This window comes from Streptosporangium sp. NBC_01810 (assembly GCF_035917355.1).
In the GTDB taxonomy this organism is placed as follows: Bacteria; Actinomycetota; Actinomycetes; order Streptosporangiales; family Streptosporangiaceae; genus Streptosporangium.
In genome coordinates this window covers 4,756,649-4,781,146 of record NZ_CP109070.1, presented here as the reverse complement: position 1 = coordinate 4,781,146, position 24,498 = coordinate 4,756,649, and the positions used below count along the sequence as shown (strand labels likewise).

The 24,498-nt window shown below is 69.9% G+C and carries 23 protein-coding genes and 1 pseudogene; 15 read left to right on the top strand and 9 right to left on the bottom strand.

The window, feature by feature from the left end; genetic code table 11:
* Nucleotides 1–68: 68 nt before the first annotated feature.
* The 4 genes from hutI (at nucleotide 69) to OIE13_RS20735 (ending at nucleotide 5,874) form a co-directional block, all read left to right on the top strand.
* Nucleotides 69–1,277, top strand: a complete 1,209-nt coding sequence (hutI, locus tag OIE13_RS20750; protein ID WP_326637366.1) for an imidazolonepropionase — start codon at nucleotides 69–71, stop codon at nucleotides 1,275–1,277.
* A gap of 58 nt (nucleotides 1,278–1,335) precedes the next feature.
* Nucleotides 1,336–2,187, top strand: coding sequence for a DegV family protein (locus OIE13_RS20745; RefSeq protein ID WP_326828585.1), 852 nt, complete (start codon nucleotides 1,336–1,338; stop codon nucleotides 2,185–2,187).
* Between the two features lie 454 nt (nucleotides 2,188–2,641).
* Nucleotides 2,642–3,376 (top strand): ComEA family DNA-binding protein, encoded by a 735-nt coding sequence (locus OIE13_RS20740; RefSeq protein ID WP_326828584.1) that lies wholly within the window; start codon nucleotides 2,642–2,644, stop codon nucleotides 3,374–3,376.
* Complete coding sequence (locus OIE13_RS20735; RefSeq protein WP_326637372.1) at nucleotides 3,373–5,874, top strand: ComEC/Rec2 family competence protein; 2,502 nt, start codon at nucleotides 3,373–3,375, stop codon at nucleotides 5,872–5,874. Before OIE13_RS20740 ends, OIE13_RS20735 begins: the two co-directional genes overlap by 4 nt.
* Here the strand turns inward: OIE13_RS20735 and OIE13_RS20730 are convergent.
* The gene (locus OIE13_RS20730) at nucleotides 5,864–6,019 is read right to left on the bottom strand and encodes a hypothetical protein (protein WP_326637374.1); all 156 of its coding nucleotides are present in this window, start codon (nucleotides 6,017–6,019) and stop codon (nucleotides 5,864–5,866) included. The genes OIE13_RS20735 and OIE13_RS20730 overlap by 11 nt on opposite strands.
* A 109-nt stretch (nucleotides 6,020–6,128) precedes the next feature.
* Here OIE13_RS20730 and holA point away from each other — a divergent pair, with 109 nt between their 5' ends.
* Entirely contained in the window at nucleotides 6,129–7,100 is a 972-nt protein-coding gene (gene holA / locus OIE13_RS20725; protein WP_326637376.1) for a DNA polymerase III subunit delta, read from the top strand.
* 242 nt (nucleotides 7,101–7,342) lie between these two features.
* On the opposite strand, the gene rpsT is transcribed toward holA, so the two are convergent.
* Nucleotides 7,343–7,618 carry a 30S ribosomal protein S20 gene (gene rpsT / locus OIE13_RS20720; RefSeq protein ID WP_326637379.1) on the bottom strand — a complete coding sequence of 92 codons (276 nt, stop codon included), beginning with the start codon at nucleotides 7,616–7,618 and terminating at the stop codon, nucleotides 7,343–7,345.
* Nucleotides 7,619–7,786: 168 nt separating this feature from the next.
* Complete coding sequence (locus OIE13_RS20715) at nucleotides 7,787–8,788, bottom strand: hypothetical protein (protein ID WP_326637380.1); 1,002 nt, start codon at nucleotides 8,786–8,788, stop codon at nucleotides 7,787–7,789.
* A 74-nt stretch (nucleotides 8,789–8,862) separates the two neighbouring features.
* Between OIE13_RS20715 and lepA the strand changes: the two genes are divergently transcribed.
* Together lepA and OIE13_RS20705 are read left to right on the top strand one after the other, a co-directional pair.
* Nucleotides 8,863–10,701: a translation elongation factor 4 gene (gene lepA / locus OIE13_RS20710; RefSeq protein ID WP_326647001.1), complete on the top strand. Its 1,839-nt coding sequence runs from the start codon at nucleotides 8,863–8,865 to the stop codon at nucleotides 10,699–10,701.
* A gap of 234 nt (nucleotides 10,702–10,935) precedes the next feature.
* Nucleotides 10,936–11,571: an MOSC domain-containing protein gene (locus OIE13_RS20705; RefSeq protein ID WP_326637382.1), complete on the top strand. Its 636-nt coding sequence runs from the start codon at nucleotides 10,936–10,938 to the stop codon at nucleotides 11,569–11,571.
* Nucleotides 11,572–11,661: 90 nt separating this feature from the next.
* On the opposite strand, the pseudogene OIE13_RS20700 reads toward OIE13_RS20705, so the two are convergent.
* Nucleotides 11,662–12,101: pseudogene (locus tag OIE13_RS20700) on the bottom strand (glycosyl hydrolase family 18 protein).
* A 264-nt stretch (nucleotides 12,102–12,365) separates the two neighbouring features.
* Between OIE13_RS20700 and hemW the strand changes: the two are divergent.
* Entirely contained in the window at nucleotides 12,366–13,577 is a 1,212-nt protein-coding gene (gene hemW, locus OIE13_RS20695; RefSeq protein ID WP_326637384.1) for a radical SAM family heme chaperone HemW, read from the top strand.
* Between the two features lie 13 nt (nucleotides 13,578–13,590).
* Here hemW and OIE13_RS20690 read toward each other — a convergent pair whose 3' ends face one another.
* The 3 genes from OIE13_RS20690 to OIE13_RS20680 all read right to left on the bottom strand — a co-directional run bounded on the left by OIE13_RS20690 (nucleotide 13,591) and on the right by OIE13_RS20680 (nucleotide 15,851).
* The gene (locus tag OIE13_RS20690; RefSeq protein WP_326637386.1) at nucleotides 13,591–14,094 is read right to left on the bottom strand and encodes a DUF4870 domain-containing protein; all 504 of its coding nucleotides are present in this window, start codon (nucleotides 14,092–14,094) and stop codon (nucleotides 13,591–13,593) included.
* Between the two features lie 142 nt (nucleotides 14,095–14,236).
* On the bottom strand, nucleotides 14,237–15,052 hold the full coding sequence (locus OIE13_RS20685; RefSeq protein ID WP_326637388.1) for a DUF3097 domain-containing protein: 816 nt from the start codon (nucleotides 15,050–15,052) through the stop codon (nucleotides 14,237–14,239).
* A 58-nt stretch (nucleotides 15,053–15,110) separates the two neighbouring features.
* Complete coding sequence (locus OIE13_RS20680; protein WP_326637390.1) at nucleotides 15,111–15,851, bottom strand: hypothetical protein; 741 nt, start codon at nucleotides 15,849–15,851, stop codon at nucleotides 15,111–15,113.
* A 183-nt stretch (nucleotides 15,852–16,034) separates the two neighbouring features.
* Here OIE13_RS20680 and hrcA point away from each other — a divergent pair, with 183 nt between their 5' ends.
* From hrcA to OIE13_RS20665, 3 genes are all read left to right on the top strand, one after another.
* Nucleotides 16,035–17,048 (top strand): heat-inducible transcriptional repressor HrcA, encoded by a 1,014-nt coding sequence (gene hrcA / locus OIE13_RS20675; RefSeq protein WP_326647003.1) that lies wholly within the window; start codon nucleotides 16,035–16,037, stop codon nucleotides 17,046–17,048.
* A gap of 14 nt (nucleotides 17,049–17,062) precedes the next feature.
* Entirely contained in the window at nucleotides 17,063–18,199 is a 1,137-nt protein-coding gene (dnaJ, locus tag OIE13_RS20670; RefSeq protein ID WP_326637392.1) for a molecular chaperone DnaJ, read from the top strand.
* A 111-nt stretch (nucleotides 18,200–18,310) separates the two neighbouring features.
* The gene (locus tag OIE13_RS20665; RefSeq protein ID WP_326637393.1) at nucleotides 18,311–19,042 is read left to right on the top strand and encodes a 16S rRNA (uracil(1498)-N(3))-methyltransferase; all 732 of its coding nucleotides are present in this window, start codon (nucleotides 18,311–18,313) and stop codon (nucleotides 19,040–19,042) included.
* A gap of 202 nt (nucleotides 19,043–19,244) precedes the next feature.
* On the opposite strand, the gene OIE13_RS20660 is transcribed toward OIE13_RS20665, so the two are convergent.
* Both OIE13_RS20660 and OIE13_RS20655 read right to left on the bottom strand, forming a co-directional pair.
* On the bottom strand, nucleotides 19,245–19,940 hold the full coding sequence (locus OIE13_RS20660; protein ID WP_326637395.1) for a hypothetical protein: 696 nt from the start codon (nucleotides 19,938–19,940) through the stop codon (nucleotides 19,245–19,247).
* The gene (locus OIE13_RS20655) at nucleotides 19,937–20,416 is read right to left on the bottom strand and encodes a SigE family RNA polymerase sigma factor (protein ID WP_043655278.1); all 480 of its coding nucleotides are present in this window, start codon (nucleotides 20,414–20,416) and stop codon (nucleotides 19,937–19,939) included. Before OIE13_RS20655 ends, OIE13_RS20660 begins: the two co-directional genes overlap by 4 nt.
* 283 nt (nucleotides 20,417–20,699) lie before the next feature.
* Between OIE13_RS20655 and OIE13_RS20650 the strand changes: the two genes are divergently transcribed.
* The 4 genes from OIE13_RS20650 (at nucleotide 20,700) to OIE13_RS20635 (ending at nucleotide 24,072) form a co-directional block, all read left to right on the top strand.
* Complete coding sequence (locus tag OIE13_RS20650; protein ID WP_326647007.1) at nucleotides 20,700–21,050, top strand: histidine triad nucleotide-binding protein; 351 nt, start codon at nucleotides 20,700–20,702, stop codon at nucleotides 21,048–21,050.
* A gap of 92 nt (nucleotides 21,051–21,142) precedes the next feature.
* Nucleotides 21,143–22,207: a PhoH family protein gene (locus OIE13_RS20645; protein WP_326637397.1), complete on the top strand. Its 1,065-nt coding sequence runs from the start codon at nucleotides 21,143–21,145 to the stop codon at nucleotides 22,205–22,207.
* A gap of 84 nt (nucleotides 22,208–22,291) precedes the next feature.
* Entirely contained in the window at nucleotides 22,292–22,774 is a 483-nt protein-coding gene (gene ybeY, locus OIE13_RS20640; RefSeq protein ID WP_326637399.1) for an rRNA maturation RNase YbeY, read from the top strand.
* Nucleotides 22,771–24,072: a hemolysin family protein gene (locus OIE13_RS20635; protein WP_326637401.1), complete on the top strand. Its 1,302-nt coding sequence runs from the start codon at nucleotides 22,771–22,773 to the stop codon at nucleotides 24,070–24,072. Before ybeY ends, OIE13_RS20635 begins: the two co-directional genes overlap by 4 nt.
* The last annotated feature ends 426 nt before the right edge of the window (nucleotides 24,073–24,498 follow it).

The window sequence follows — 24,498 nt, the reverse complement described above, 5'->3', positions numbered from 1 at the left end:
GGCGACTCGCCCCGTCCGGGGGCGGTCCTCCTCCAAGCGTCTTCCCCTGAACACAAGGCGGTGATGCGATGACGGTCCGCCTTCTGACCAACATCGGCCGGCTCTGGACCGGAAACGATGTGTTCAGCAACGCGGCGATCCTCGTTCACAACGACCGGATCGCCTGGGTCGGCCGAGCCGCGGATCTGCCGCAGAGTGTGCCCGGCGTCGTCGACGACATCGTCGACGTCGACCACGTCGAGAACCTGGGTGGCGCGCTGGTCACCCCAGGCCTGATCGACGCGCACACCCACCCGGTCTACGCGGGCAACCGCTACGCCGAGATGGCGATGCGCTCCGGCGGTTCCACCCCTTCCGCGATCACCGCGGCGGGCGGCGGCATCGGTTCCACCGTGACGGTCACCCGGGGCACCGACCCCTGGACACTCTGCAACGGTGTCCGTGAGCGACTCCGGGACTGGCTGCTCAGCGGCACCACCACCATCGAGGCCAAAACCGGCTACCACCTCACCCGCGACGGCGAACTGGCCGACGTGCGGCTCCTGCGCGAGCTGGAGAAGGAGCCGATGATGCCGCGGGTGCACGTGACCTTCATGGCCGCGCACGTCGTCCCGCCCGAATACTTCGGCCGCCAGCGCGACTACGTCGAGGCCGTGGGCGCCTGGTGCGCCGACGCCGCGGCGGCGGGAGCCGATGGCGTCGACGTCTACTGCGACGAGGGCCACTTCACCGCGGAGGAGGCCCGCTGGGTCCTGGCCTCCGGGCGCAACGTCGGCCTGCAGCCCCGCGTGCACGCCGGAGCCTACACCCGCCGCGGTGCCGTCCAGCTCGCCGCCGAACTCGGCTGCGCCTCCGCAGACCTGCTCCACCACACCACCGACGAGGACATCGCGATCCTGGCCCGCTACGGAGTCCCCGCCGTGGTCTGCCCCGGAACCGCCCTCCAGCGCGGCAGCCTGCCTCCTGTCCGCCGGATGCTCGCCCAGGGGGTCACCGTGGCCCTCGGCAGCGATCACAACCCGGGCCACTGCGGCATCACCTCGATGTCGCTGGTCATCAGCCTCGCGGTGGCGGCCTTCGGGATGAGCGTCGGCGACGCCCTGCGCGCCGCCACTCTCGGTGGCGCCACGGTCCTCGGGGCTTCCGACCGCGGTGTTCTCGCCCCCGGACGCCTGGCCGACATCGTCCAGTGGGACGCCGACCACGAGGGCGCCTTCGCCTGGGCCTTCGGACTCAAGCCCCGCCGGGTCTGGCGCGGAGGCACCCCTGTCCAGTAGGTCCAGCGTTCCTGCCTCCTGCCTCCTTCGTCTGATCTTCTCCGAGTAACCTCTGGACATGTCGCCACCGGTCGCCGTCGTCACGGATTCCACCGCCTACCTCCCGCGAGAGCAGGTCTCCGGCCTGGGAATCATCGTGGTACCGCTCCAGGTGGTCGTGGGAGGCAGGTCGCTCGACGACACGGCGTGGCCCGACGGCGCGAGCATGGACGACATGCTCGGGGAGCGGGCCCCGGTGACGACCTCCAGGCCCGCCCTGCGGCGTTTCGCGGACGCCTACCGGCAGGCGGCGGCCCGGGGCGCGACCGGCATCGTCTCCATCCACCTGTCCTCGGAGATGTCCGGTACGGTCGAGGCCGCCCGCGCGGGAGCCGAGGATTCGCCCGTTCCGGTCGACGTCGTCGACAGCAGATCCATCGCCATGGGCCTCGGATTCCCCGTCCTCGCCGCCGCGGGTGCCGCCGCCGCGGGCGCGACCCGGACGGAGGTGGCGGACGCCGCCCGCCGCCGCGCGGAGTCGATCCGCAGCTTCTTCTATGTCGACACCCTGGAATACCTGCGAAGGGGAGGCCGGATCGGTGCGGCGGCGACCCTCCTCGGCTCGGCACTGATGATCAAACCGATCCTGCACATCTCTGATGGGGCGATCGTTCCCCTGGAGAAGGTCCGTACGGCGAGCCGTGCCATCGCCCGTCTTGAGGACCTCGCGGTCGAGGCGGCGGGCACCGCCCCGGTGGAGGTCGCCGTCCAGCATCTCGGTGCCGCGGCCCGTGCCGAGGCACTGGCAGCGCGCCTGCCCCGGCGCATCCCCGCACTCGTCAAGGTCGCAGTCGTCGAGGTCGGCTTGGTCATCGGCGCCCATGTCGGCCCCGGGATGCTCGGCATCACCGTCTCCCTCCCGCACTCCTGACACCTGCGGGCGCTCCGGCCCGCGCCTCTCCGACGTCCGGGAACCCGTCCGCCGGATCGCCGTCCACAGCCTGGCCGTATGACCGGCCGGATATCCACAGAACGGAATTCGGTGAGGATCCTCCCGGTGCCGCCGCCGTAGCGTCCTGCGGGTGCGGACCACAGGCCAGAACATCGAGCGGTTCCGAGCCGAGTCGCGGCTGCGGATCTTGACGGGGCGTGGATCGCCGAACGCGGTTCCGCTCCCTCGCAGGGCGACCGATTCGCTTGCGCCGCCGCTGCTGGACGATCGGTTCTCGCCATTCCGGCAGATTGATCCGTTATGTCTGTCCCGGCCGGCGAGCCCTGCCGATTCGGGAGATCCGCGTCACCCGCCTCCGCCGGGCGGCACGGCCGTTCCGTCCCTCTCACGCGGAGTGGCCGATCCGGCTGGTATGCCCTGTTCGGCGGGAGATGTGTGGCCAGGTGGTCAGAGCGGGCCGCAGGATGCCGTTTCCCTCGACGGGCCCGCCGCGCACACGCGTTCCGCGCCGGTTCCCCCGGCCTTCGAGGCACTGCGTAAGGTCGTGGCCGCACAGGGACAGGCTCTCGGCCCGGGCAGGCCGGGGTTGCGTCTCCTGCTGCTCGTCGCCCTGACGGCCGCCGTCGCCGGTGGTGCGTACGCCTGGAGATCCCAGCCGGAGCCCGAGCCCCTGGCCCCGCCGGTGCCGATCTCCGGGTCTCCGCTGTCGGAACCTGTCAACACCTCACGGCCGCTGTCCAGGCCGGCCATCGAGCTGACGGTTCACGTGACCGGCAAGGTCCGTCGTCCCGGGGTGATCACGTTGCCCGGGGGGTCCCGGGTCGCCGACGCGGTCCGGGCGGCCGGAGGCGTTCGCGGGGCAGCCGCCACGGGATCTCTCAACCTCGCGCGCAGGCTCGTCGACGGTGAGCAGATCGTCGTCGGCTCCGCCGTCGCGGCGGCACCCGCCCTTGTGGATCCAGCGGACCCCGCCACCGCCGCCGTCGACCTCAACACGGCCACGGCCGAGCAGCTCGATCGGCTACCGGGCGTGGGCGAGGTGCTCGCCCGGCGCATCACCGAATACCGCGCCGCGCACGGCGGCTTCCGCACCGTTGAGCAGCTCCGCGACGTGAGTGGCATAGGTGACCGTAAGTACGCCGAGATGCGCGACAGGGTCCGCGTGTGACCCGCCGGTTGCGAAAGCCGGTCACGATGCGGACCGGCACGGTCGAGTGCGCCGGGAAGACCGAGGGCCCTGGCGGTTCCGGTGTTCTCGGGGAGGTCGGTGGTTTCAGGAGTTCAGGAGAGGAGCGGGGGGCGCACGCCGCGTATCTGGTCCTGCCCGCGGCGGCATCGTGGGTGACCGCTCTTGTCCTGCTGGGCCGCCCGGCGGCGACGGGCGCCGTGGTGGCCGCCCTCACGGCCGTGGGCGCCCTGGCCGTGGCCCTCCTGGTCCGGACAGGGAGAACCGCGGGCCGGCGGAACGCGGTGATCGCGGTCCTGGGGTGCACGGCCGCGGTGGCGGGGTCGGTGGCCTTCCGGGTGCACGCGGCCGGTACGGGACCGGTCGCCGAGCTGGCAGGGAGGCACGCCTCGGCGGTGATGGAGGTGGTGGTGACCGACGACCCCCGGGAGGTGGCCCGGCGTGGGGGGCTGTTCCGGCGGGAGAGCTTCGTGGTGCCCGCCCGGGTCGAGTCGGTCGGGACGGGGGCGGGCAGGGTGACGCTGCGGGCTCCGGTGGTGCTTTTCGTCTCCGGCGCGGAGTGGCGCTCGCTACTGCCCAGCCAGCGGGTCGAGATCAGCGGGCGCTTCGGCCCGGCGGACCCCGGTGAGCTGCTCGCGGCGGTGGTGCTGGTCAGGGGAGCACCGCGAGTCCTGAGCGGGCCCTCCTGGGAGCAACGCGCGGCCGGGGCGCTCAGATCGGGATTGAGGAAGGCTGCCGAGGTGTTGCCACCGGCGCAACGCGGGTTGCTACCCGGCCTGGTGGTCGGTGACGTGTCCCGAATGGACGATCAGGTCAGAGCCGATTTCAAGGCGGCGGGCCTCAGTCACCTGCTCGCCGTCTCCGGCGCCAACCTCGCCATCGTGGCCGGCGCGGCGGTCGCGATGGCCAGGATGGCCGGTCTGCCACTCGCGGTGCGGGCGGTGCTGGCGATCTCGGCCATGGTCGCCTTCTCGGTCGTCGCCCGGCCCTCGCCCAGTGTGCTCAGGGCCCTCCTGATGGGAGGGGTCGCCGCCGTGGCGCTCGGTACGGGCCGTTCGCGCGACGGCGTCGCGGCCCTGTCGGCGACGGTCCTGGGGCTGATCCTCTTCGTCCCCGACCTCGCCCGCTCCTACGGCTTCGCCCTGTCGGTCTTCGCCACCGCGGGCATTCTGGTCCTCGCCCCGCGCTGGCGCGACCGGCTCTCGGCCCGAATGCCCCGATGGACGGCGGAGGCGATCGCCGTGGCCGCCGCGGCCCAGGCCGCTGTCACCCCCGTCCTGGTCCTCATGTCCGGGCAGCTCGCACCGGTGGCGATCCCGGCCAACCTGCTCGCGGGTCCGGCCGTGGCCCCGGCCACCCTGCTCGGCTTCGCGGTGGCGCTGGTCGCCCCCCTGCACATGGGGCTCGCCCAGCTGCTGGTCCGGCCGGCGGGTCTGGCCACCGGATGGATCATCGAGGTGGCCGAGCACACCGCGGGGCTCCCGCTGGGCGTGCTCCCGTGGCCGGGCGGCGTCACCGGGCTGCTCCTGCTGGCCGGCGCCGTTCCGCTCGCCGTGCTGGCGCTGCGACACCGGAGGGCACGCCTGATCGCCCTGGCGGCCGTCGCCGGGCTGGTTCTCGCCGTGACGGTGGCCGTGCCGATCGTGACTCGTTGGCCGCCTCGCGGATGGCTACTGGTGGCCTGTGACGTCGGCCAGGGAGACGCGTTACTGGTCGCGGCGGGGCCGGGGCGAGCCGTGGTGGTGGACGCGGGGCCCGATCCCGTCCTGGTGGACCGTTGCCTGCGTTCCATGGGAGTCAGGGAGGTGCCACTGGTCATTCTCACCCATCCGCACCTCGACCATGTGGGAGGGCTCGACGGTGTCTTTCGCGGGCGTGCCGTGGGCGCGGTGCTGGTGACCCCGCACGGTACCGGAGGCGATGCCGGAGAGCACGAGGAGGCGAGGCTGAGCGAGGATCTCGCCCGCCGCCGCGTGGTCGAGTGGGCGGCGAGTCCGGGGGCGAGCTGGCGGTTCGGACCCTCCGAGCTGACGGTCATCGGCCCGGCGGCCGAGGCATCCCTGACCGGCGCGGGGAAGGGGGCGGCCGTCAACAACGCCAGCGTCGTGGTGCATGTCCGCTGGGCCGCGGGGTCGGCGCTGCTCAGTGGCGACATCGAGACCGAGGCTCAGGCGGAGCTGCTCCGCAGGGGCCTGCCGCCCGCCGAGATTCTCAAGGTTCCGCATCACGGGTCCGGCAGGTACGATCCGGCCTTCCTCGCCGCGACCGGTGCTCGTGCCGCCCTCATCAGCGTGGGGGCGGACAACGACTACGGCCATCCCGCTCCGTCGACCGTGGCCACGCTGCACCGGCTCGGTATGCGCGTCCACCGGACGGACCTGTCGGGGGACCTCGCCGTGGTGGACGGCGGGGGAACCCTGACGGTCGTCCCCGGAAGAGCCGCTCCGGCCGGTGGGTCTCTCCCGGGGCCTAGGACGTGATCTTGGCGGGGCGGCGGAACTCGGTGTCCACGTCGGCGGCGTAGACCGACCGGCTGCAGCGCGCGCAGCGGTACATGATCGGGCCCTCGTCAAGGGATGTTCCGCAGCGGGGGCAGGCGTGGCGGCGAATGGCGGAGTTTGTCATTGTTCTCACCTCCTGTGATGTTCCCAGAGTGCCCCACGGCACCTGCATTCCAATTGCGAACGACTTGCCGATGCCTCTCCCGCCACCGAGACGTGGCATGCTGCTCGGCATGGCGGCAACCGATCCGGCACCCGTGATCCTGATACTCGGCGATGAGGAACTGCTGGCCGACCGCGCGGTGAGCGAGGTGACCTCGGCGGCCAGGGCGGCCGATCCGACCACCGAGGTGCACGACCTCCCCGGCGCGAAGATGGAGCTCGGGGAGCTCACCCGCATGACGTCGCCCTCGCTGTTCGGCGACAGGTCCGTGGTGGTCGTCCGCTCTGCCCAGGATCTCGGCAAGGACGTCATCGCCGAAGTCGTCTCCTACGCGGCCCACCCGGCCGACGAGACCGTGCTGGTCCTCGTCCATCCGGGAGGCGTCAAGGGGAAGGCCCTGGTCGACGGGGTCAAGAAGACCGGAGCTCAGGTGGTCACCGTCACCAAGGTGACCAAACCCGCCGAGCGGCTGGCGTTCGTCAAGGCGGAGCTGAAACGGGCCGGGCGCACCATCGGGGCCGACGCGGCCGCCGCGCTCCTCGAAGCCGTGGGCAACGACCTGCGCGAGCTTGCCGCCGCGTGCAGCCAGCTCGCCTTCGACACCCCCGGCAAGGCGATCGACGAGGCCGCCGTGGCGCGCTACCACCGGGGCAGGGCCGAGGTCAGCGGGTTCACCGTGGCAGACTCGGCAGTCGAGGGACGCCTGGGCGACGCCCTGGAGCAACTGCGCTGGGCGCTCTCGACCGGTACGGCACCGGTTCTGCTGGTGAGCGCGCTCGCCGGAGGCCTGCGCTCGCTGGCGAAGGTGGGCGGAGCTCCCCGAAACCTGAGGGGTGGTCCACTCGCCAGTCACCTCGGCATGCCGCCCTGGAAGATCGAACGGGTCCAGCGGCAGCTGAACGGTTGGGGGCCCGAGGGGCTCGCCCGCGCGATCCAGGCCGTCGCCACCGCCGACGCGCAGGTGAAGGGCGGCGGTGCCGACCCCGGGTACGCGCTGGAGCACATGGTCCAGACCGTGGTCGCCAGCCGTACCGGACGTTAGGCGGGCAAAGGGGCGCGTTCGGTACTGCGTCGGATGTTAGCCGGGTAAAGGGGCGCGTTCGGTACTGCATTGCCTGGGCCTCTCGGCGTGCCCGCAGGGGTGCGCCGGTGGCGACGTATCACGGAGCGCCGGGGGTGAGAACCTCGATGGGCCAGGCGTCACGGGGTCGATGAAACGCAAGAACGCCACACCCCGTGAAGGGTGCGGCGTCCGCGAAACCTGAAACTACGCGAAACCTGAAACTACTTGGCGGCCGCCGGCAGGGCGGCGGCGCGCTGGGCGATCGCCGACTTGCGGTTGGCGGCCTGGTTCTTGTGGATGACGCCCTTGCTGGCCGCCTTGTCCAGCTGACGGGCGGCGGCGCGCTGGAGCACAGCGGCCTGCTCGACGTTACCCTGGTCGGCGGCCTCGCGGAACTTACGGATGGCCGTCTTCAGGGAAGACTTGACAGCCTTGTTGCGCAGCCGGGCCTTCTCGTTCTGCCGGTTGCGCTTGATCTGGGACTTGATGTTCGCCACGAAGAAGCCTCGGTGAATGTCGTTGGATGGGGCGCGCGGGCAGAGAGGGCGCGCCACACGCAGTTGACTAGACTACCAACTGCCGAGGTCGTCGCTCAAATCGACAGGCCGGGCAGAGGGATGCCTGATCAGTTTAGCGTGTGATTTCGATCGCTCGGACCGTAATCCTCATGGCTTGAACCAGAACTTGTCGTACTCCGCCCAGTCCTCCTTGGTGGCGGCGAAGTCGACGTAGAGTGCCAGCCCGAACCGCTCGCGGGGTTTGCCGTACGAGGTGAGCGCCAGCCGGGCGCCCCTGGCGGCCTTCTCGACGCTCTCGGCCTCATCGGCCCAGGAGGGGCCGTGGTCGTGATAGGCCGGGGCGCCGATCAGCAGCGTCTTCTCCTCGGGGACGAGTTCCAGCGCCAGCGTGCTCTGCCGCACGACGTAGCCGCCGTAGACGGCGGGGAAGGGGAGATACGAGTCGTAGGTCATGATCGCCACCTGGTCCGTGAGGTTCGCCACCTGGCGGAAGTAGTCGGGCGACCAGTACTTGTCGTGGCCGAGGACGGCGCGCGCGGCCGGGCGGGTGAGCGGGAACGGTTCGATCTGCGGGGTCGAGGTGGAGAGCAGGCCTTTGCCCACGATCGCGCGGGTCTGGGTCAGCAGATCGAGGAACTCGGTGTCGCCGTCGCCGATCGGCTCGAAGTTGTAGTGGACGCCGTCGAAGCCGAGTGCCATGATCGCGCGCGCGCCGTCCAGCACGCGCTGCCTGGAGGCCGCGTCGTCGAGGTCCAGGGTGCCGTCGACCTTCTGGCCGAGCCAGGCGGACACCCTGACCTTGGGCAGTTCCTCGCGCCACCACTTCAGGAAGTCGACAGCCCTGGGATATTTCTCGATGGGCAGCGTCCCGTCGCGGTCGAACGGTCCTGAGTGGAGGTAGACGTCCTTGATGCCGGTCTTGCGGAGTTTGGTGGCGAGTGTTCGGACGTCGTCGGCGGTCTTCCGGCCGTCGACCCACGCGTGGCCGAGCCACAGGGCGTCATGACCGGTCGTCTTCGCCCATGGGGCGGGTGTCCCGGTAAACTGCAGGGTGAGGGTGGCCACGGCCACCCCTGGAAGCGCAAGGAGCAGGGCCACCACCGTGGCGAGAAAACGCAGGCCGCGCCGTGCTCTGGTCCGGGCAATCACCCGGACATGTCACCATGGAAGGCGGCTGGCATGCCAGCCGTGTGATCGTCATCAATCTGTTGAAACGGACCCCGGTGCGCATTCAGCCTGGCCAGACCGACCCCGCGGTGCTCCGCAACTTCTGCATCATCGCGCATATCGACCATGGCAAGTCGACGCTAGCCGACCGCATGCTGCAGATCACCGGAGTGGTCGACGACCGTTCCATGCGTGCTCAGTATCTCGACCGGATGGACATCGAGCGCGAGCGCGGCATCACCATCAAGTCGCAGGCGGTCAGGCTGCCGTGGCAGGTCGGCGAGACCGACTACGTCCTCAACATGATCGACACTCCCGGGCACGTCGACTTCACCTACGAGGTCTCCCGGTCGCTCCAGGCGTGCGAGGGCGCGATCCTGCTGGTCGACGCCGCACAGGGCATCGAGGCGCAGACCCTGGCCAACCTCTACCTGGCCATGAACAACGACATGACGATCATCCCGGTGCTCAACAAGATCGACCTGCCCGCCGCCCAGCCGGAGAAGTACGCCGCGGAGATCGCCCACCTCATCGGCTGCGATCCGGAGGACGTGCTGAGGGTCTCCGGCAAGACCGGTGTGGGCGTTCGCGAACTGCTGGACCACGTGGTCGCGAACATCCCGGCCCCGGTCGGCGACGCCGACGCGCCGGCCCGCGCGCTGATCTTCGACTCGGTCTACGACACCTACCGCGGTGTGATCACCTACGTCCGGGTCATGGACGGTCACCTGGGCAAGCGCGAGCGCATCCTGATGATGTCCACCGGCGCGGCCCACGAGACGCTGGAGATCGGCGTCATCTCGCCCGAGCCGAAGATCGCCGACAAGGGGCTGGGCGTCGGTGAGGTGGGCTACCTGATCACCGGTGTGAAGGACGTCCGCCAGTCGCGGGTCGGCGACACGGTGACCTCCGTGACGAGGTCGGCCGTCGAGGCGCTCAGCGGGTACGAGCACCCCAAGCCCATGGTCTTCTCGGGCCTGTATCCCATCGACGGCGACGACTACCCCGAGCTCCGCGAGGCCCTGGACAAGCTCCAGCTCAACGACGCCGCGCTGGTCTACGAGCCGGAGACCTCGGCGGCCCTGGGCTTCGGCTTCCGCTGTGGCTTCCTCGGGCTGCTCCACATGGAGATCGTCCGCGAGCGGCTTGAGCGCGAGTCCAACCTCTCGCTCATCTCCACCGCGCCCAACGTGGTCTACCGGGTGATCATGGAGGACGGCAAGGAGATCGTTGTCACCAACCCCTCGGAGTTCCCCACCGGCAAGGTGGACAAGGTCTTCGAGCCGATGGTGAAGTCGACGGTGCTCGTCCCCTCGGAGTTCATCGGCGCCATCATGGAGCTCTGCCAGAACCGCCGGGGCAACCTGCAGGGCATGGACTACCTGTCCGAGGACCGCGTCGAGATCCGCTACACGATGCCGCTCGGCGAGATCATCTTTGACTTCTTCGACCAGCTCAAGTCCCGCACGCGTGGCTACGCCTCGCTGGACTACGAGCCCTCGGGCGAGCAGGAGTCCGATCTGGTCAAGGTCGACATCCTGCTCCAGGGCGAGGCCGTGGACGCCTTCAGTGCCATTGTTCACCGGGACAAGTCCTACGCCTACGGCGTCGAGATGGCCAAGAAGCTGCGCGAGCTCATCCCCAGGCAGCAGTTCGAGGTGCCGATCCAGGCGGCCATCGGCGCCCGGGTCATCGCCCGTGAGAACATCCGCGCCATCCGCAAGGACGTCCTCGCCAAGTGCTACGGCGGCGACATCTCCCGCAAGCGCAAGCTGCTGGAGAAGCAGAAGGAGGGCAAGAAGCGGATGAAGATGGTCGGCCGCGTCGAGGTGCCCCAGGAGGCGTTCGTCGCCGCGCTGTCCACCGAGTCCTCCACGGACAAGCCCAAGAAGTAGCGGCGACTTCCGGCCGAGGGGTAGGCCTGGTCAGGTCAGGTCAGGTCAGGCCGAGCCAGGTCGGGCTAGTGGGGCGTCTCCGAACCTTGCCGGGCTTTTCCGGGCCGGAACGCCTGTTCCCCGCTGCGGGTTTCCCGGTCAACGTTCGGTGTGGGGCCACTAGTTCAAGCCAAGCCAGGTCAGGCGGTGGATACCGGTTCGCCTTCCGATCGAGGGCTCCGGTACCGTCCGGTTATGCACATCGTCTCGGTGAACGTGGGCCGCGCCGTCGACGCGGAGTGGGCCGGCCGTCTCAAGCGCACCGCGATAGACAAGACCTCCGTGGAGGGCCGGGTCGGGGTGTCGGAGAGCGGCCTGGCCGGAGACGAGAGGGCCGACCTTGAGCACCACGGCTCTTCCGATCAGGCGCTCTACGCCTACGCGCGGGAGGACTACGACTGGTGGCAGGCCGAGATGGGCCGGGAACTGCGTGACGGCATGTTCGGGGAGAACCTCACGACGGCGGGGCTCGACGTCAACGGGGCCAAGATCGGGGAGCGCTGGCGGATGGGCACGGTGCTGGCCGAGGTGACCGGCCCGAGGGTGCCGTGCTCGGTGTTCCGCGGCTGGATCGGGGAGCAGGGCTGGCTCAAGCGCTTCACCCAGGCCGGGCGGGTCGGTGCCTACCTGCGGGTGGTCGAGCCGGGTGAGCTGGGCCGGGGCGACGAGGTCAAGGTCGTCTCGCGCCCCGAGGCCAGTGTCACGGTCACCGAGTCCTTCCGCGCCTATCACGGTGACAGGGACCTGCTGCGCCGCCTGCTCGCTCACCCGGGCCACCCCGAGCGGTGGGACAGGGTCGGTGAGCGGGTGCTGGGCCGCGAGCGCGGATGAGCGTTCGGGGCCGGCACCGGGGGAACGGACGCGCGGGCGGGGCCGCCGGTGACCCAGATCCTGCGGCCCCGCCCGGTATGAGAGGGTCGCTCAGCGCAGGACCTTGTAGAGCGCCGAGGTGAGCGACGCCGAGGTGTCGTCCTGGTCGATGGACCACATCATCGAGCCGCCGAGGCCCTTCAGGCGGATGTAGGCCGCCTTCTGGAGCAGCGAGGTCGGGTCGTCGTAGGACCAAACTCGTTGCCGTCGTAGAGCCACACGGACCCGGTCAGCAGGTCGCGGTAGCGCTTGCCCGGCTTGTTCACCAGGATCTTGTAGTCCTCGCTCCCGGCGGCGAAGGTGCCCGGCGCGGGACCGGTGGCGGTGCCGTACAGGCCGTTCCTGCCGCCGGTGACGCCGGTCCAGCCCTGACCGTAGGCGGGCACGCCCACCACGATCTTCTTGGCCGGGGCGCCGCGGGTCAGGTAGTCGCGGACGGTCTGGTCCACGCTGTACTTCACCGGGTTGGGGTCGCGCCGGTCGTTGAACAGGTTGCCGTTGTGGCCGGTGATCTTCTCCCACGGGCCGTGCAGGTCATAGCCCTGGACCGTGGCGTCGGAATAGTAACTTATAGGAAACTTTCCTTTAAGTTTTCCCGGATCGTAGACCTGTGCGATCCGGCCGTCAACGGCCTGCGGCGTTTTGACCGGTGGACGGCCGGGCGCCTCGGATCACCCGGCAGGACATGGAACGGCAGGCGTTCCGCGACCGGGGCGACGTCCCGGGCATCGCGCCGGGAGCGGCAGACTTGGGGCGTGCCATCCACACTTCCCGACGGGGATCCCGTACCCGCCTCGGGCGAGCTCCCCGAGAGCGCGCTCGCCGGGCTCGGCGAGCGGCCCTTCGGCTTCTACGTCCACGTGCCCTTCTGCGTGACCCGGTGCGGTTACTGCGATTTCAACACCTACACGGCCTCGGAGCTCGGCCCCGGTGCCTCGCAGCGGGACTACGGGGACACCGCCGTCGACGAGGTACGGCGGGCGCGGGCGAACCTCGGCGCCGCGCGCCTCCCGGTCGAGACCGTGTTCTTCGGCGGGGGCACCCCGACCCTGCTGCCGGCCGGAGACCTGGTACGGATCCTGGGGGCGATCGAGGAGGAGTTCGGGCTCGCTCCCGGCGCCGAGGTGACCACCGAGGCCAACCCCGAGTCGGTGGATCCCGCCTACCTGGCGGAGCTTCGCGCGGGCGGGTTCAACCGGATGAGCTTCGGGATGCAGAGCGCCCGCGAGCACGTGCTCGCGGTGCTGGACCGCCGCCACACCCCCGGCCGCCCGGCACTGGCCGTACGGGAGGCGAGGCAGGCGGGGTTCGAGCACGTCAACCTTGATCTGATCTACAGCACGCCGGGGGAGAGCGACGACGACTGGCGCGCTTCGCTGGCCGCGGCGATCGAGGCGGGACCCGACCACGTCTCCGCGTACTCGCTGATCGTCGAGGACGGGACGAGGCTGGCCGCCAGGATCAGGCGGGGCGAGCTCCCGATGCCCGACGACGACGTGGCCGCCGACCGTTACCTGATCGCCGACGCCATGCTGGCCGAGGCGGGGTTCGAGTGGTACGAGGTGTCCAACTGGGCGACCTCCGAGGCCGGGCGATGCCGGCACAACCTGCTCTACTGGACCGGCGGCGACTGGTGGGGCGTCGGTCCCGGGGCGCACAGCCACGTCGGCGGCACCCGCTGGTGGAACGTCAAGCACCCCGCCGCCTACGCCAGGAGGCTGGCCGCGGGCACCTCGCCCGCCCACGCCCGAGAGGTGCTGGGGCCCGAGGACCGGGCGGTGGAGCGGTTGATGCTGGAGTTGCGGCTCGCCCAGGGTTTCCCGCTCAGGGAGCTCGAACGTCCCCGGGTCGTCGCCCGCGCGCTGGCCGACGGCCTGCTGGAGACGGGGCCGTTCAAGGCGGGCCAGGCGGTGCTCACCCTGCGCGGACGCCTGCTGGCAGACGCCCTGGTCCGCGACCTCACCTGAGCTCCGGCCCCGGTCAGCCGACGAAGCGGATGCTCATCGGATAGCGGTGGTTCTCCCCCCTGTTGGCCGCCACCGCGGCGATGACCACCATGATGATCGACCCGATCCAGAGGAGGAACATCAGCACGACGCCGATGAGCACCAGCACCAGGATCATGCAGACGAAATAGGCGATCAACAGCGTGAGCTGGAAGTTGAGGGCCTCGGCGGCCTGGTCCCGCACGTAGGGTGACTCGTCCTTCTTGGCGAGGTAAAGCACCAGCGGGCCGACGAAGCTGGTCAGCAGGCCCAGCAGGTGGGCGAGCATCGCCATGGTGGTGTCGTCGCTGTCGGGCCGCGGGCCGTAGGTTCCCGGCGGCGCCTGGTAGCCGTAACCCGCCGGCTGGCCGTACCCGCCATACTGGCCGTACTGGTCGTACCCGCCGTACTGGCCGGGGCCACCGTACTGGCCGGGTGGAGGGGCGCCGAAGCGCCTTGTCCGGTCCTCGCCCGGTGATTCCCCGAGATTCTCGCTCATGGCCCTCCTGACGGGTTGACGGCCTAGTGCGACGTCCTTATCGGAAGCACAGATCCACACCGGCCCAGGCGGCCGGGGAGGCCACCCTGACAGCATCAGGTTTTCGGCCGCGCGTGCGCACCCTCCGTTGAGGAACAGAACACTAGCCATCCTCGCCGGGAACCGTGACGAAGTCGATCAGCTCTTCGACCGGACCGAGCAGCTCGGGCTCCAGATCGGTATACGTCGTCACCGATCCGAGGATGCGGCGCCACGCGTCGCCGGGTTCCATCCGCCATCCCAGCGCGGCGACGACGCCTTCCTTCCAGGGCACGCCGCGCGGCACCGACGGCCAGGAGGAGATCTTGAGCGCCTGCGGCTTGACCGCCTGCCAGACGTCCACGAACGGGTGCCCGACGATCAGCACGTGAGGTGAGGAGATCCGCGCGGCGATCCGGCTCTCCTTGGAACCGGGGATCAGGTGGTCGACGAGCACACCCAGGCGGCGGCCGGGGCCCGGGCCGAACTCCTCGACGACGGAGGGCAGGTGATCGATCCCCTCCAGATACTCCACGACCACACCCTCGACCCTCAGGTCGTGGCCCCAGACCTTCTCCACGAGCGCGGCGTCGTGCACGCCCTCCACGTAGATCCGGCTCTCCCCGGCCACCTGGGCCCGCAGGCCCTCCACCGCGATGGAGCCCGACGCGCTCCGCCGGGGGCCGCGCGGCGCGGTGGCCGGTCGCACGAGCGTCACCGTCTTGCCCTCCAGGAGGAACGCGGCCGGCTCCAGGGGGAAGATCCGCCGGCGGCCGAAGCGGTCCTCCAGGGTGACGGCCTCCTTGTCGCAGGCCACCACGGCACCGCAGAAGCCGCCGTCGGCGTCCTCGACGACCAGGTCGAGCTCGGCGGGCACCTGGGTAATCCTCCCCCTGCGGGGGCGCCGCCAGTCTCCCGCCAGAACATCACGCTCGTACATCACCGACCGCCCACCATCTCTCGCCAGGGATCACCTGGGACGCTAGCAAACGCGGGCGTCACCTGCCGTAGGGTCCCGGCTGCCCCCACTGCCCCGCCGACGCGGCGGCCCGGCGCTTGCGGGCGTTGCTCCGCTTCACCAGTACGACGATCGTCACGATGATGGCCAGCAGGATCCCGGCGGAGGGCACTGCGAACAGGGCGACCGTCCCGCCGACCAGTGATTCGGCGGCGAGTTCGCGGCCCACGCCGAACGTGGTGCCCTCCGCGGGGTCGGCGGTACAGGTGACCTGGTAGTCGCCTGCCTGGTCCACGCCGATCTGCAGGCCCATCTCCCAGACGACGCCGTTGGAGCCCGATACGGTCTGCTGGATGGTCGGCTTCTGCAGGCGGGGCGTGCCGGTGCCACCCGTCAGCGTGCACTCGAAGTTGGTGGGTCCGCTGGTGGAGACGTAGATGGCCGGCTTGTCCGCCGGGTTGAGCGTGACCGTCGCGTTTTCGCCGGGGGCGAACGTCTTCGTCGGTGCCGCGCTGTTGACCGCACCCAGCACGCCACCGGCGAAGCCGCCGATGCCGACGATGATGCTGAGCAGGGCGAGCAGCCACACGCCGACGATCCACCCGATACCGGGTTTGATCTTCCCGGTGGGCGGCGGTCCCTGCGGGGCGCCGTAGCCGGGAGGTGCGTAACCGTAGGAGGGGCCGCCCTGGTGGGACTGCTGGCCATACGGCTGCTGGGGGGAGCCGTAACCGGGGCCGCGGGGGGCGTCGCCCGGAAAAGAACCAAAATCGTTGGACATGTACGAATTGTGCAGGGGGCCGCTTGAAGCGCGATAGCAGTTGACTTGCCAAAGGCTTGGCATCATCATCCGCAGCTCTTGCTTATCGCGCCTTCCGCACGGGGGCCGTACACTTGGCACTCGGGAACACAGAGTGCCAGGCCTCGTGTTTCCCATTTGAACGCAGGCAGGGAGGTGACCACGTTGGTCGACGACCGGAAGCTCGCCGTGCTTCGCGCCATCGTCGAGGACTACGTGTCCACCAACGAGCCGGTGGGCTCCAAGGCCCTCGCGGATCGGCACAGTCTGGGGGTGTCCCCGGCGACGATCCGCAACGACATGGCGGTGCTGGAGGAGCAGGGCTACATCGCCCAGCCTCACACCAGCGCCGGCCGGGTGCCCACGGACAAGGGCTACCGGCTCTTCGTCGACCGGCTCTCGCAGGTGAAACCCCTCTCGAGCGCGGAACGTAAGGCCATCGAGAGCTTTCTCGCGGGTGCGGTGGACATCGACGACGTCGTCATGCGGACGGTGCGGCTGCTTGCCCAGCTCACCCGTCAGGTCGCCGTGGTGCAGTACCCGACGCTGACCAATTCGACGGTCCGGCACGTCGAGCTGGTGCCGCTGAACGAGCGCCGGCTGATGTTCGTGCTCATCACCAACACCGGCCGGGTCGAGCAGCGCGTCGTCGAGCTGCCCGACGTCGCGGACGAGCAGCGTGTGGCCCATCTGCGAGCGGTGCTCAACACCTCCCTCGACGGGTGCGGGCTCACCAGCGTCCCCGACAAGGTCGCCGACCTGCCTGAGCGGCTGCCCGCAGAGGACCGGCCGCTCGCGGCCACGATCCTGTCGGTGCTGCTGGAGTCCCTGGTGGACAGGCACGATGAAAAGATTGTTTTTGCCGGGGCCGCCAACCTTGCGGGAGCCGACTTCACCGTCGGGCTCCGCGATGTGCTGGAGGCTCTGGAAGAGCAGGTCGTGCTCATGCGACTGCTCGGTGAGACCTCCGACCTGTCGGCGCTGACCGTGCGGATCGGCTCGGAGAACCCCTACACCGGACTCCAGGGCACGTCTATCGTCGCCGCCGGATACGGTTCTGGGGACAAGCAACTGGCCCGGCTCGGTGTGCTGGGCCCGACGCGTATGGACTACCCGGTCACGATGGGCGCGGTGCGCGCGGTGGCACGCTACGTCAGCCAGATCCTGGCTGCATCATAAGAGGTCAACGAAAAGTGGCTAAGAGCGACTACTACGGCACCCTCGGGGTGCGCCGTGACGCCAGTGCGGAAGAGATCAAGAAGGCGTACCGACGCCTGGCGCGCGAACTGCATCCCGACGTCAACCCCGACCCTGAGACTCAGGAGCGCTTCAAGGAGATCACTCAGGCCTACGAGGTCCTGTCCGACTCCAGCAAGCGGCAGATGTACGACATGGGTGCCGACCCGTTCGCCTCGGGTGGTGCGGGGGCCGGTGGCTTCGGCGCGGGCTTCCCGTTCAGCGACATCATGGACGCCTTCTTCGGCGCGGCCGGCGGCGGTGGCCGCGGCCCCCGCTCGCGCGCCCGTCGCGGGCGCAACGCCACAATCCGGGTCGAGCTCGACCTGCGGGAGTCGGGCTTCGGCACGACCCGCGAGCTGGTCGTCGACACCGCGGTGGTCTGCGAGGTCTGCACGGGCTCCGGCGCCGCCGCCGGCACCCACCCCGACACCTGTGACATGTGTCATGGCCGGGGCGAGGTCTCCCAGGTCACCCGCTCCTTCCTCGGTCAGGTGATGACCTCCCGGCCCTGTCCCCAGTGCGGTGGCTTCGGGTCGATCATCCGCCACCCCTGCCAGGAGTGCTCCGGCGACGGCCGGGTCCGCACCCGGCGGACCATCAAGGTCCGCATCCCGGCCGGGGTGGAGGACGGCACCCACATCCAGCTCGCCGGCGAGGGCGAGATCGGCCCGGGTGGCGGCCCGCCCGGCGACCTGTTCCTGGAGATCGTCGAGCGCCCTCACGAGATCTTCGAGCGGCGCGGCGACGACCTGCACTGCACGGTGCAGATCCCGATGACCGCGGCGGCGCTCGGCACCATCCTGACCATGGAGACGCTCGATGGCGCCGAGGATCTGGACATCCGTCCCGGCACGCAGTCGGGGCAGACGATCCCGCTCTACGGCCGCGGCGTGCAGCGCCTGAACGAGACCGGCCGCGGCGACCTGCTGATCCATGTGAACGTGGAGACCCCCTCCCGTCTCGACACGGTCCAGGAGGACCTCCTGAAGGAGCTCGCCAGGCTTCGCGGCGAGGAGCGCCCGCCCGGCAAGTTCGCCCCCGGGCAGCAGAGTTTCTTCTCCCGGCTGCGGGATGCCTTCAATGGCCGCTGACCCGGAGCGCCCCGGGTCGCGTGGGCGTGGCGCGGTCCGTTCCTGGCCGCGCCGCGGCAACGCGGCCCGTTCCCGGTCGTGTCGCCACGATACGGCCCGCCCCGACGGCCCATGACCGTTCCGGTCTTCCTGGCCGAACCCGCCGACCTGGTCAGGCCGGAGTTCGTCTTCGGCGGCCCCGAGGGGCGTCACGCGGCGGCCGTACGGCGGCTGCGGGCCGGGGAGCGGCTTGACCTGACAGACGGGGCGGGTTCCGTCGCCGAGTGCGTGGTGATCGAGGCGGGCAGGGATTCGCTCCGGGTCCAGGTACTGCGCCGTCACGAGGTGCCTATGCCGTCCCCTCGCCTGGTCGTGGTCCAGGGACTGCCCAAGGGCGACCGGGGCGAGCTGGCCGTGGAGATGATGACCGAGGCGGGGGTGGACGTGATCGTCCCCTGGGCCGCGGCCAGGTGTGTCACCCAGTGGAAGGGCGAGCGCGCGGCCAAGGCGCTGGCCCGCTGGCGCTCCACGGCGCGTGAGGCGGGCAAGCAGTCACGCCGCTTCCGCCTGCCCGAGGTGACGGAGCTCGTCTCCACCGCAGGGGTCGCCGCCCTGCTGTCGGCGGCGGCGCTCGGCGTCGTGCTGCACGAGGAGGCCGCCTCCCCGCTGTCCGGCCTTCCGCTCCCCGCGGGCGGCGACATCGTCGTGGTGGTCGGCCCGGAGGGCGGGGTGTCGCAGGAGGAGATCGCCGTCTTCCGCGAGGTCAAGGCGGTGCCGGCGCTGCTCGGGCCGACGGTGCTGCGTACCTCGACGGCCGGTGTCGTCGCGGCGGCGGTGCTCCAGACGCGCAGCGGCCGCTGGTGATCCCCGGACGGCGCCCCTTGGCCCTGTCCCTTGGGGTCCCTTGGGGTCCCTTGGGGTCCCTTGGGTCTTCTGTCTGCCGCGGCCGGTCGGACGGCGCCCCGCCGCGTTGCCGCCGGCCACCACGGTAGGCCGAGGCCCCCATCTGCGCGCCGAGAGGCCACCCTGCAGATCCTCGCCACGGCAGGATCCGCCGGACGGTGCCCTAGCTGCTGACCGGGATCGGCGCGGGGACGTTCGCCTCCGTCGGCATCGGGGGCGACACGTCGTCCGACGTGTCGCACTCATCGGCCGAGCACGGGCTCTCCGAGGGAGCCGGGGGCCGCGTCCTCGTCGGTGCGGGTGTCGCCTCGGCCTCCTCACACTGCTTGGAGATCCCGTTGGGGTCGACGGGTGGATCGTCGAGAGGCGTGGGGCAGGTGGGCGTCGGCGTCGGACTGGGAGTCGGTGGCGCCGAGGTCGCCTTGGAGGTCGGCTTCGTGCTGGGCGTCGTACTCCTGGACGGTGTGGGCGTCGGCGGGAGCGTGGTGCCGCCTGCCTCCGGCCTGCCGATGGTGGGGAGCTGGGCGGGGCCGGACGACGGCTGGGGCGGAGCCGGGGGTCTTGAGGTGGCGGATCCGTCCGGAGGAGGCGTCGACTCGGTGAAGTTGACCGTGCCGGTGCTCACCTGGGGGATCACCTGTTCTCGGAACTGGGGAACCACCATGACGACGGTCGCCGCGACGAGGAGCGCGCCGGCGACGGAGGCTCCGGTCCGCCACCACGTCAGCCAGCGAAACCCGCGTCGCTCGATGCGGGCGCGAATTATCTCCAGCCCGTCAGGGGAGGGAACGACCGAGTTCGCCTCCGCGCTGAGCGCACGGCGGAGCAGCTCGCCGTACTCATCCGGGGAGTCGGTCATGACAGTTGCTCCAGTGAGGTTCGTAGGGCGGCCATGCCGCGAGCCGTGTGGCTCTTGACCGCGCCTTTGCTGATGCCCATCGCGTGGGCGATCTGCGCCTCGGACAGGTCTCCGTAGTAGCGCAGGACCAGGGCCTCCCGCTGGCGCGCGGGCAGCCCGCGGAGCGCCTCGATGACGGCGGAGCGCTCGAACTCGCCGATCGCCCCGTTCTCCGCGCTCGGCGCGTCGGGCATGCCCTTGGGCGCGTACTTCTCGACGACCGCCCGGTGCCGAAGCACCGAACGTGATCGGTTCACGACCGACTGCCGCAGGTAGGCCAGTGCCTTGTCGGTGTCGCGCAGGCGACGCCAGGCGCCATGGATGGCGACGAACGCGTCCTGCACGACCTCCTCCGCGGTTGCCATATCGCGGACGAGCAGTACGGCGAGACGGACAAGAGACCGATAGTGCGCGCTGTAGAGCGCGGTAACGGCCATGTCGGCATCCCACCCGACGGGCACCGCCCCGAGCGATCTGTCTGCCACGAGGGTCTCGGTGGTCACATCAGTGGGACGCTCGGCCTTCCCAGAGGGTTTACGCTCTTCCGGTTCATTAAGGGGCATGACCCAGTCGTGTCCTCGCCAGGCGGCCATATGGTGCTATGCGCAAAGGCTGTCTTGGTTGAAGTTTTGCACACCCACCATATCTGGGTGGATCTTTGTTTGCCGACGGGAACCATCACCGATTCACAACGTCCTCAAGCGGTAAGGTGCCCGCATGGTGAGCGAAGCCGACTGCCTGTTCTGCAAGATCGTGGCCAGCGAGATTCCCGCGGAGATCGTCTATGAGACCGATCGCACGCTGGCCTTCCGTGACGTCAACCCCCAGGCGCCGACCCACGTGCTGGTGGTCACCAGGGAGCACCACCGGGACGCCGCGGCACTGGCGGCCGCCGACCAGGGACTGGCCGACGAGGTGCTCAAGACCGCGCACGCGGTCGCCAGGCAGGAGGGAGTCGCGGAATCGGGCTACCGGCTGGTGTTCAACACCGGACCCGAGGCCGGTCAGACCGTCTTCCACGTGCACGGACACGTGATCGGGGGGCGCGGTCTGAAGTGGCCGCCCGGCTGAAAACCGGTAGGCGCGATCCCGTCGATCACGGATACGATGGCGTTGAAGTTCCGCGCCTATATCTGGAGGCGAACAGGCCGTAAGGCCAGCTCATGTCCGAGACAAACGATTCCAGCAGAATGTCGCCGAGGTCCAGGGGTGCCAGCCGGACTCAGGCGAAGGTGGTGATTCCGGACGATCAGTCGATGGTCAGCCTGCTGGGCTCGCGCGATGAGCTGTTGCGTGTCATCGAGGGCGCCTTCCGCGCCGACATCCACGTCCGGGGCAACGAGATCACCGTCACCGGCAGCCCGGAGGAGAGCAGCACCGTGGTGCGGCTCTTCGAGGAGATGTCCGAACTCGTCCGCGGAGGCGCGCAGCTCACGGCCGACGCGGTCGAGCGCAGCATCGCCATGTTGCGGATGACCTCCGACCGTCCCGCCGAGGTGCTCTCCCTGGACATCATCTCCTCGCGGGGCCGGACCATCCGCCCGAAGACCGTGAACCAGAAGCGTTACGTCGACGCGATCGACAAGTTCACCGTCGTCTTCGGCATCGGCCCGGCCGGCACGGGCAAGACCTATCTCGCCATGGCGAAGGCCGTGAAGGCCCTCCAGGAGAAGAAGGTCAACCGGATCATCCTCACCCGCCCCGCGGTCGAGGCGGGCGAGCGGCTGGGCTTCCTGCCGGGAACGCTCTACGAGAAGATCGACCCTTACCTGCGCCCACTCTACGACGCGCTGCACGACATGCTCGATCCCGAGTCGATCCCCCGGCTGATGGCCGCGGGCACGATCGAGGTGGCACCCCTCGCCTACATGCGGGGCCGCACGCTCAACGACGCCTACATCATCCTGGACGAGGCGCAGAACACCTCGCCGGAGCAGATGAAGATGTTCCTGACGCGGCTGGGGTTCAACTCGAAGATCGTCGTCACCGGCGACGTCACCCAGGTCGACCTGCCGAACGGCACGCAGAGCGGTCTCAGGGTCGTCCAGGGCATCCTCGAAGGCATCTCTGACATCCACTTCAGCCGTCTGACCAGCGACGACGTGGTGCGCCACAAGCTGGTGGGCGACATCGTGGACGCGTACGGGCGCTATGACGAGAGGCAGCGCCAGAGCGCGCCGCAGCAGATCAAGGGCGTGGTCAAGCAGCGTCCCCGGGAGAGAACATGAGCGCGGAGCGACTCCGGCGCGGGGCACGAGCCGGTCGCGCGGCACGAGCCGGTCGCGCGGCACGTGAGAAGCAGGGGGTGACCCATGAGCGTTGAGGTCAACAACGAGTCCGGTGTCGAGATCGACGAGGGGCTCATCGTCTCGCTGGCCGGGCACGTGCTGGAGCGGATGGGCATCAACCCGCTCGCCGAGCTGTCGATCCTGGTCGTCGACGAAGAGGCCATGTCGGCGCTGCACGAGCAGTGGATGGGCGAGCCGGGCCCCACGGACGTGCTCGCCTTCCCGATGGACGAGCTGCGGCCCGGTCCCGGCGCGGGAGCCCGGCAGGAGGGCGACACGCCCACCGACCCGGCACTCCTCGGTGACGTGGTGCTCTGCCCGCAGGTGGCGGCCAAGCAGGCCGCCGAGGCGGGGCACAGCACCGAGGCGGAGCTGGAGCTGCTGTGCACGCACGGCATCCTCCACCTGCTCGGCTTCGATCACGCCGAACCCGAGGAGCACAAGGAGATGTTCGGCCTTCAGGGCGAGCTTCTGGAATCGTGGCGGGAGGTGCGCCCCCAGCGGTGAACCTTGCCAACGGGTGGTTGTTCTCCGCTGTCGTCCTCGTTGTGGTCGGTGGGTTGATCGCCAGCGCGGAGACGGCCCTGACCCGCATCTCAAGGGTTCGCGCGGAGGAGTTCGTCCGCGACGGCCGTCGGGGAGCGGTGCGCCTGCAGGCCATCGTCGCCGATCCGCCGCGCTACCTGAACCTGCTGCTCCTGCTCCGGCTGAGCTGCGAGCTGGTCGCCACGGTGATCGGCACGCTGCTCTTCATCGACTGGCTCGGCGACCAGGGCCGGGCCTACGCCGCCGCGGCGGCGGTCATGATCGTCGTCAGCTATGTGATCGTCGGGGTCTCCCCGCGCACGCTGGGCCGTCAGCACGCCGAGCCGATCGCGCTCGCCAGCGCGCCCCTGGTGTACGGCCTGACCCGGATCTTCGGACCCCTGCCCAAGCTGCTCATCCTGCTGGGCAACGCGGTGACGCCCGGCAAGGGCTTCCGCGAGGGCCCGTTCACCTCCGAGGCCGAGCTGCGCGACCTGGTCGACCTGGCCGAGGAACGCAGGGTCATCGAGCCGGACGAGCGGGAGATGATCCACTCGGTCTTCGAGCTCGGCGACACCCTGGTCCGCGAGGTCATGGTGCCCCGTACCGACATGGTGTTCATCGAGCGGGGCAAGACGCTGAGCCAGGCCCTGTCGCTCGCCCTGCGCAGCGGCTTCTCGCGGATCCCCGTGGTCGGTGAGAACGAGGACGACGTCATCGGCATCGCCTATCTCAAGGACATCGCGCGCCGGGTGCAGGACACCGGTGACGACGGGCGCGCCGAGCCGGTGGAGTCCATCATGCGTCCGGCCACCTACGTGCCGGAGAGCAAGCCGATCGACCAGCTGCTGCGCGAGATGCAGGCCCGCCAGATCCACCAGGCCATCGTCATCGACGAGTACGGTGGCACGGCCGGCCTGGTCACCATCGAGGACATCCTGGAGGAGATCGTCGGTGAGATCACCGACGAGTACGACCAGGAGGTCCCCAGGGTGGAGCCGCTGGAGGGCGGTGCGGTCCGGGTGACCGCCAGGCTCCCGGTGGACGATCTGGAAGACCTGTTCGGCATCGAGTTGGAGGTCGACGACGTCGAGACCGTCGGAGGGCTGCTGGCGCACGCGCTGGGCCGGGTGCCGATCGCCGGCTCCCAGGCGGTGGTGGAGGGGCTCAGCCTGACGGCCGAGAGCCTCGCCGGGCGCCGCAACCGGATCGGCACGGTCCTCGTCACCAGGATCGCCTCCGCGGAGTCTGACTCGGTCTCGGCCTCCGCCGATCAGTGACGGGCTCGGGTGGTGGATTCGTCCCAAGTCGTCCGCAAGCGCCCTGCAAGTGGTGCGGGTGATGCTTCTCTCACGGCACCTGGTCGCGCGGGAGTCGGTGGGGAGGATCCCCGGCGTCCGGAGGGGTTCGCGGCGCGAGGGGTCGGCCCCGTGGGGGAGAAGAGTCACGCAGGGCTGGAGGCTGTCCTGTGTTACTCGCTTGAGGGTGTTCTCGACCGTGAAATACGGTTGAGGGCACCCTTAGGCGTTTCTTAATGATTGCCGCTTTTGCCGACGGGGAAGAAAGCGAGTCGGCGAGGACGAGACGCCTCGCACATGACATCGGGGGGATGGTCATGACGCGAGGGATAAATATTGTCGTTTTTACAGTGTTATGTGGACTTATGGTGGGCGGGGCGGCCGGCTGTGGAAGCGGGGCGGGGGCCG

Excerpts from the sequence above, each read along its gene's own strand:
- hutI (WP_326637366.1), top strand. The coding sequence starts at position 69 with ATGACGGTCCGCCTTCTGACCAACATCGGCCGGCTCTGGACCGGAAAC.
- OIE13_RS20745 (WP_326828585.1), top strand. The coding sequence starts at position 1,336 with ATGTCGCCACCGGTCGCCGTCGTCACGGATTCCACCGCCTACCTCCCG.
- OIE13_RS20730 (WP_326637374.1), bottom strand. The coding sequence starts at position 6,019 with ATGACAAACTCCGCCATTCGCCGCCACGCCTGCCCCCGCTGCGGAACA.
- holA (WP_326637376.1), top strand. The coding sequence starts at position 6,129 with ATGGCGGCAACCGATCCGGCACCCGTGATCCTGATACTCGGCGATGAG.
- OIE13_RS20705 (WP_326637382.1), top strand. The coding sequence starts at position 10,936 with ATGCACATCGTCTCGGTGAACGTGGGCCGCGCCGTCGACGCGGAGTGG.
- OIE13_RS20690 (WP_326637386.1), bottom strand. The coding sequence starts at position 14,094 with ATGAGCGAGAATCTCGGGGAATCACCGGGCGAGGACCGGACAAGGCGC.
- OIE13_RS20685 (WP_326637388.1), bottom strand. The coding sequence starts at position 15,052 with ATGTACGAGCGTGATGTTCTGGCGGGAGACTGGCGGCGCCCCCGCAGG.
- OIE13_RS20680 (WP_326637390.1), bottom strand. The coding sequence starts at position 15,851 with ATGTCCAACGATTTTGGTTCTTTTCCGGGCGACGCCCCCCGCGGCCCC.
- OIE13_RS20665 (WP_326637393.1), top strand. The coding sequence starts at position 18,311 with ATGACCGTTCCGGTCTTCCTGGCCGAACCCGCCGACCTGGTCAGGCCG.
- OIE13_RS20660 (WP_326637395.1), bottom strand. The coding sequence starts at position 19,940 with ATGACCGACTCCCCGGATGAGTACGGCGAGCTGCTCCGCCGTGCGCTC.
- OIE13_RS20655 (WP_043655278.1), bottom strand. The coding sequence starts at position 20,416 with ATGGCCGTTACCGCGCTCTACAGCGCGCACTATCGGTCTCTTGTCCGT.
- OIE13_RS20645 (WP_326637397.1), top strand. The coding sequence starts at position 21,143 with ATGTCCGAGACAAACGATTCCAGCAGAATGTCGCCGAGGTCCAGGGGT.
- ybeY (WP_326637399.1), top strand. The coding sequence starts at position 22,292 with ATGAGCGTTGAGGTCAACAACGAGTCCGGTGTCGAGATCGACGAGGGG.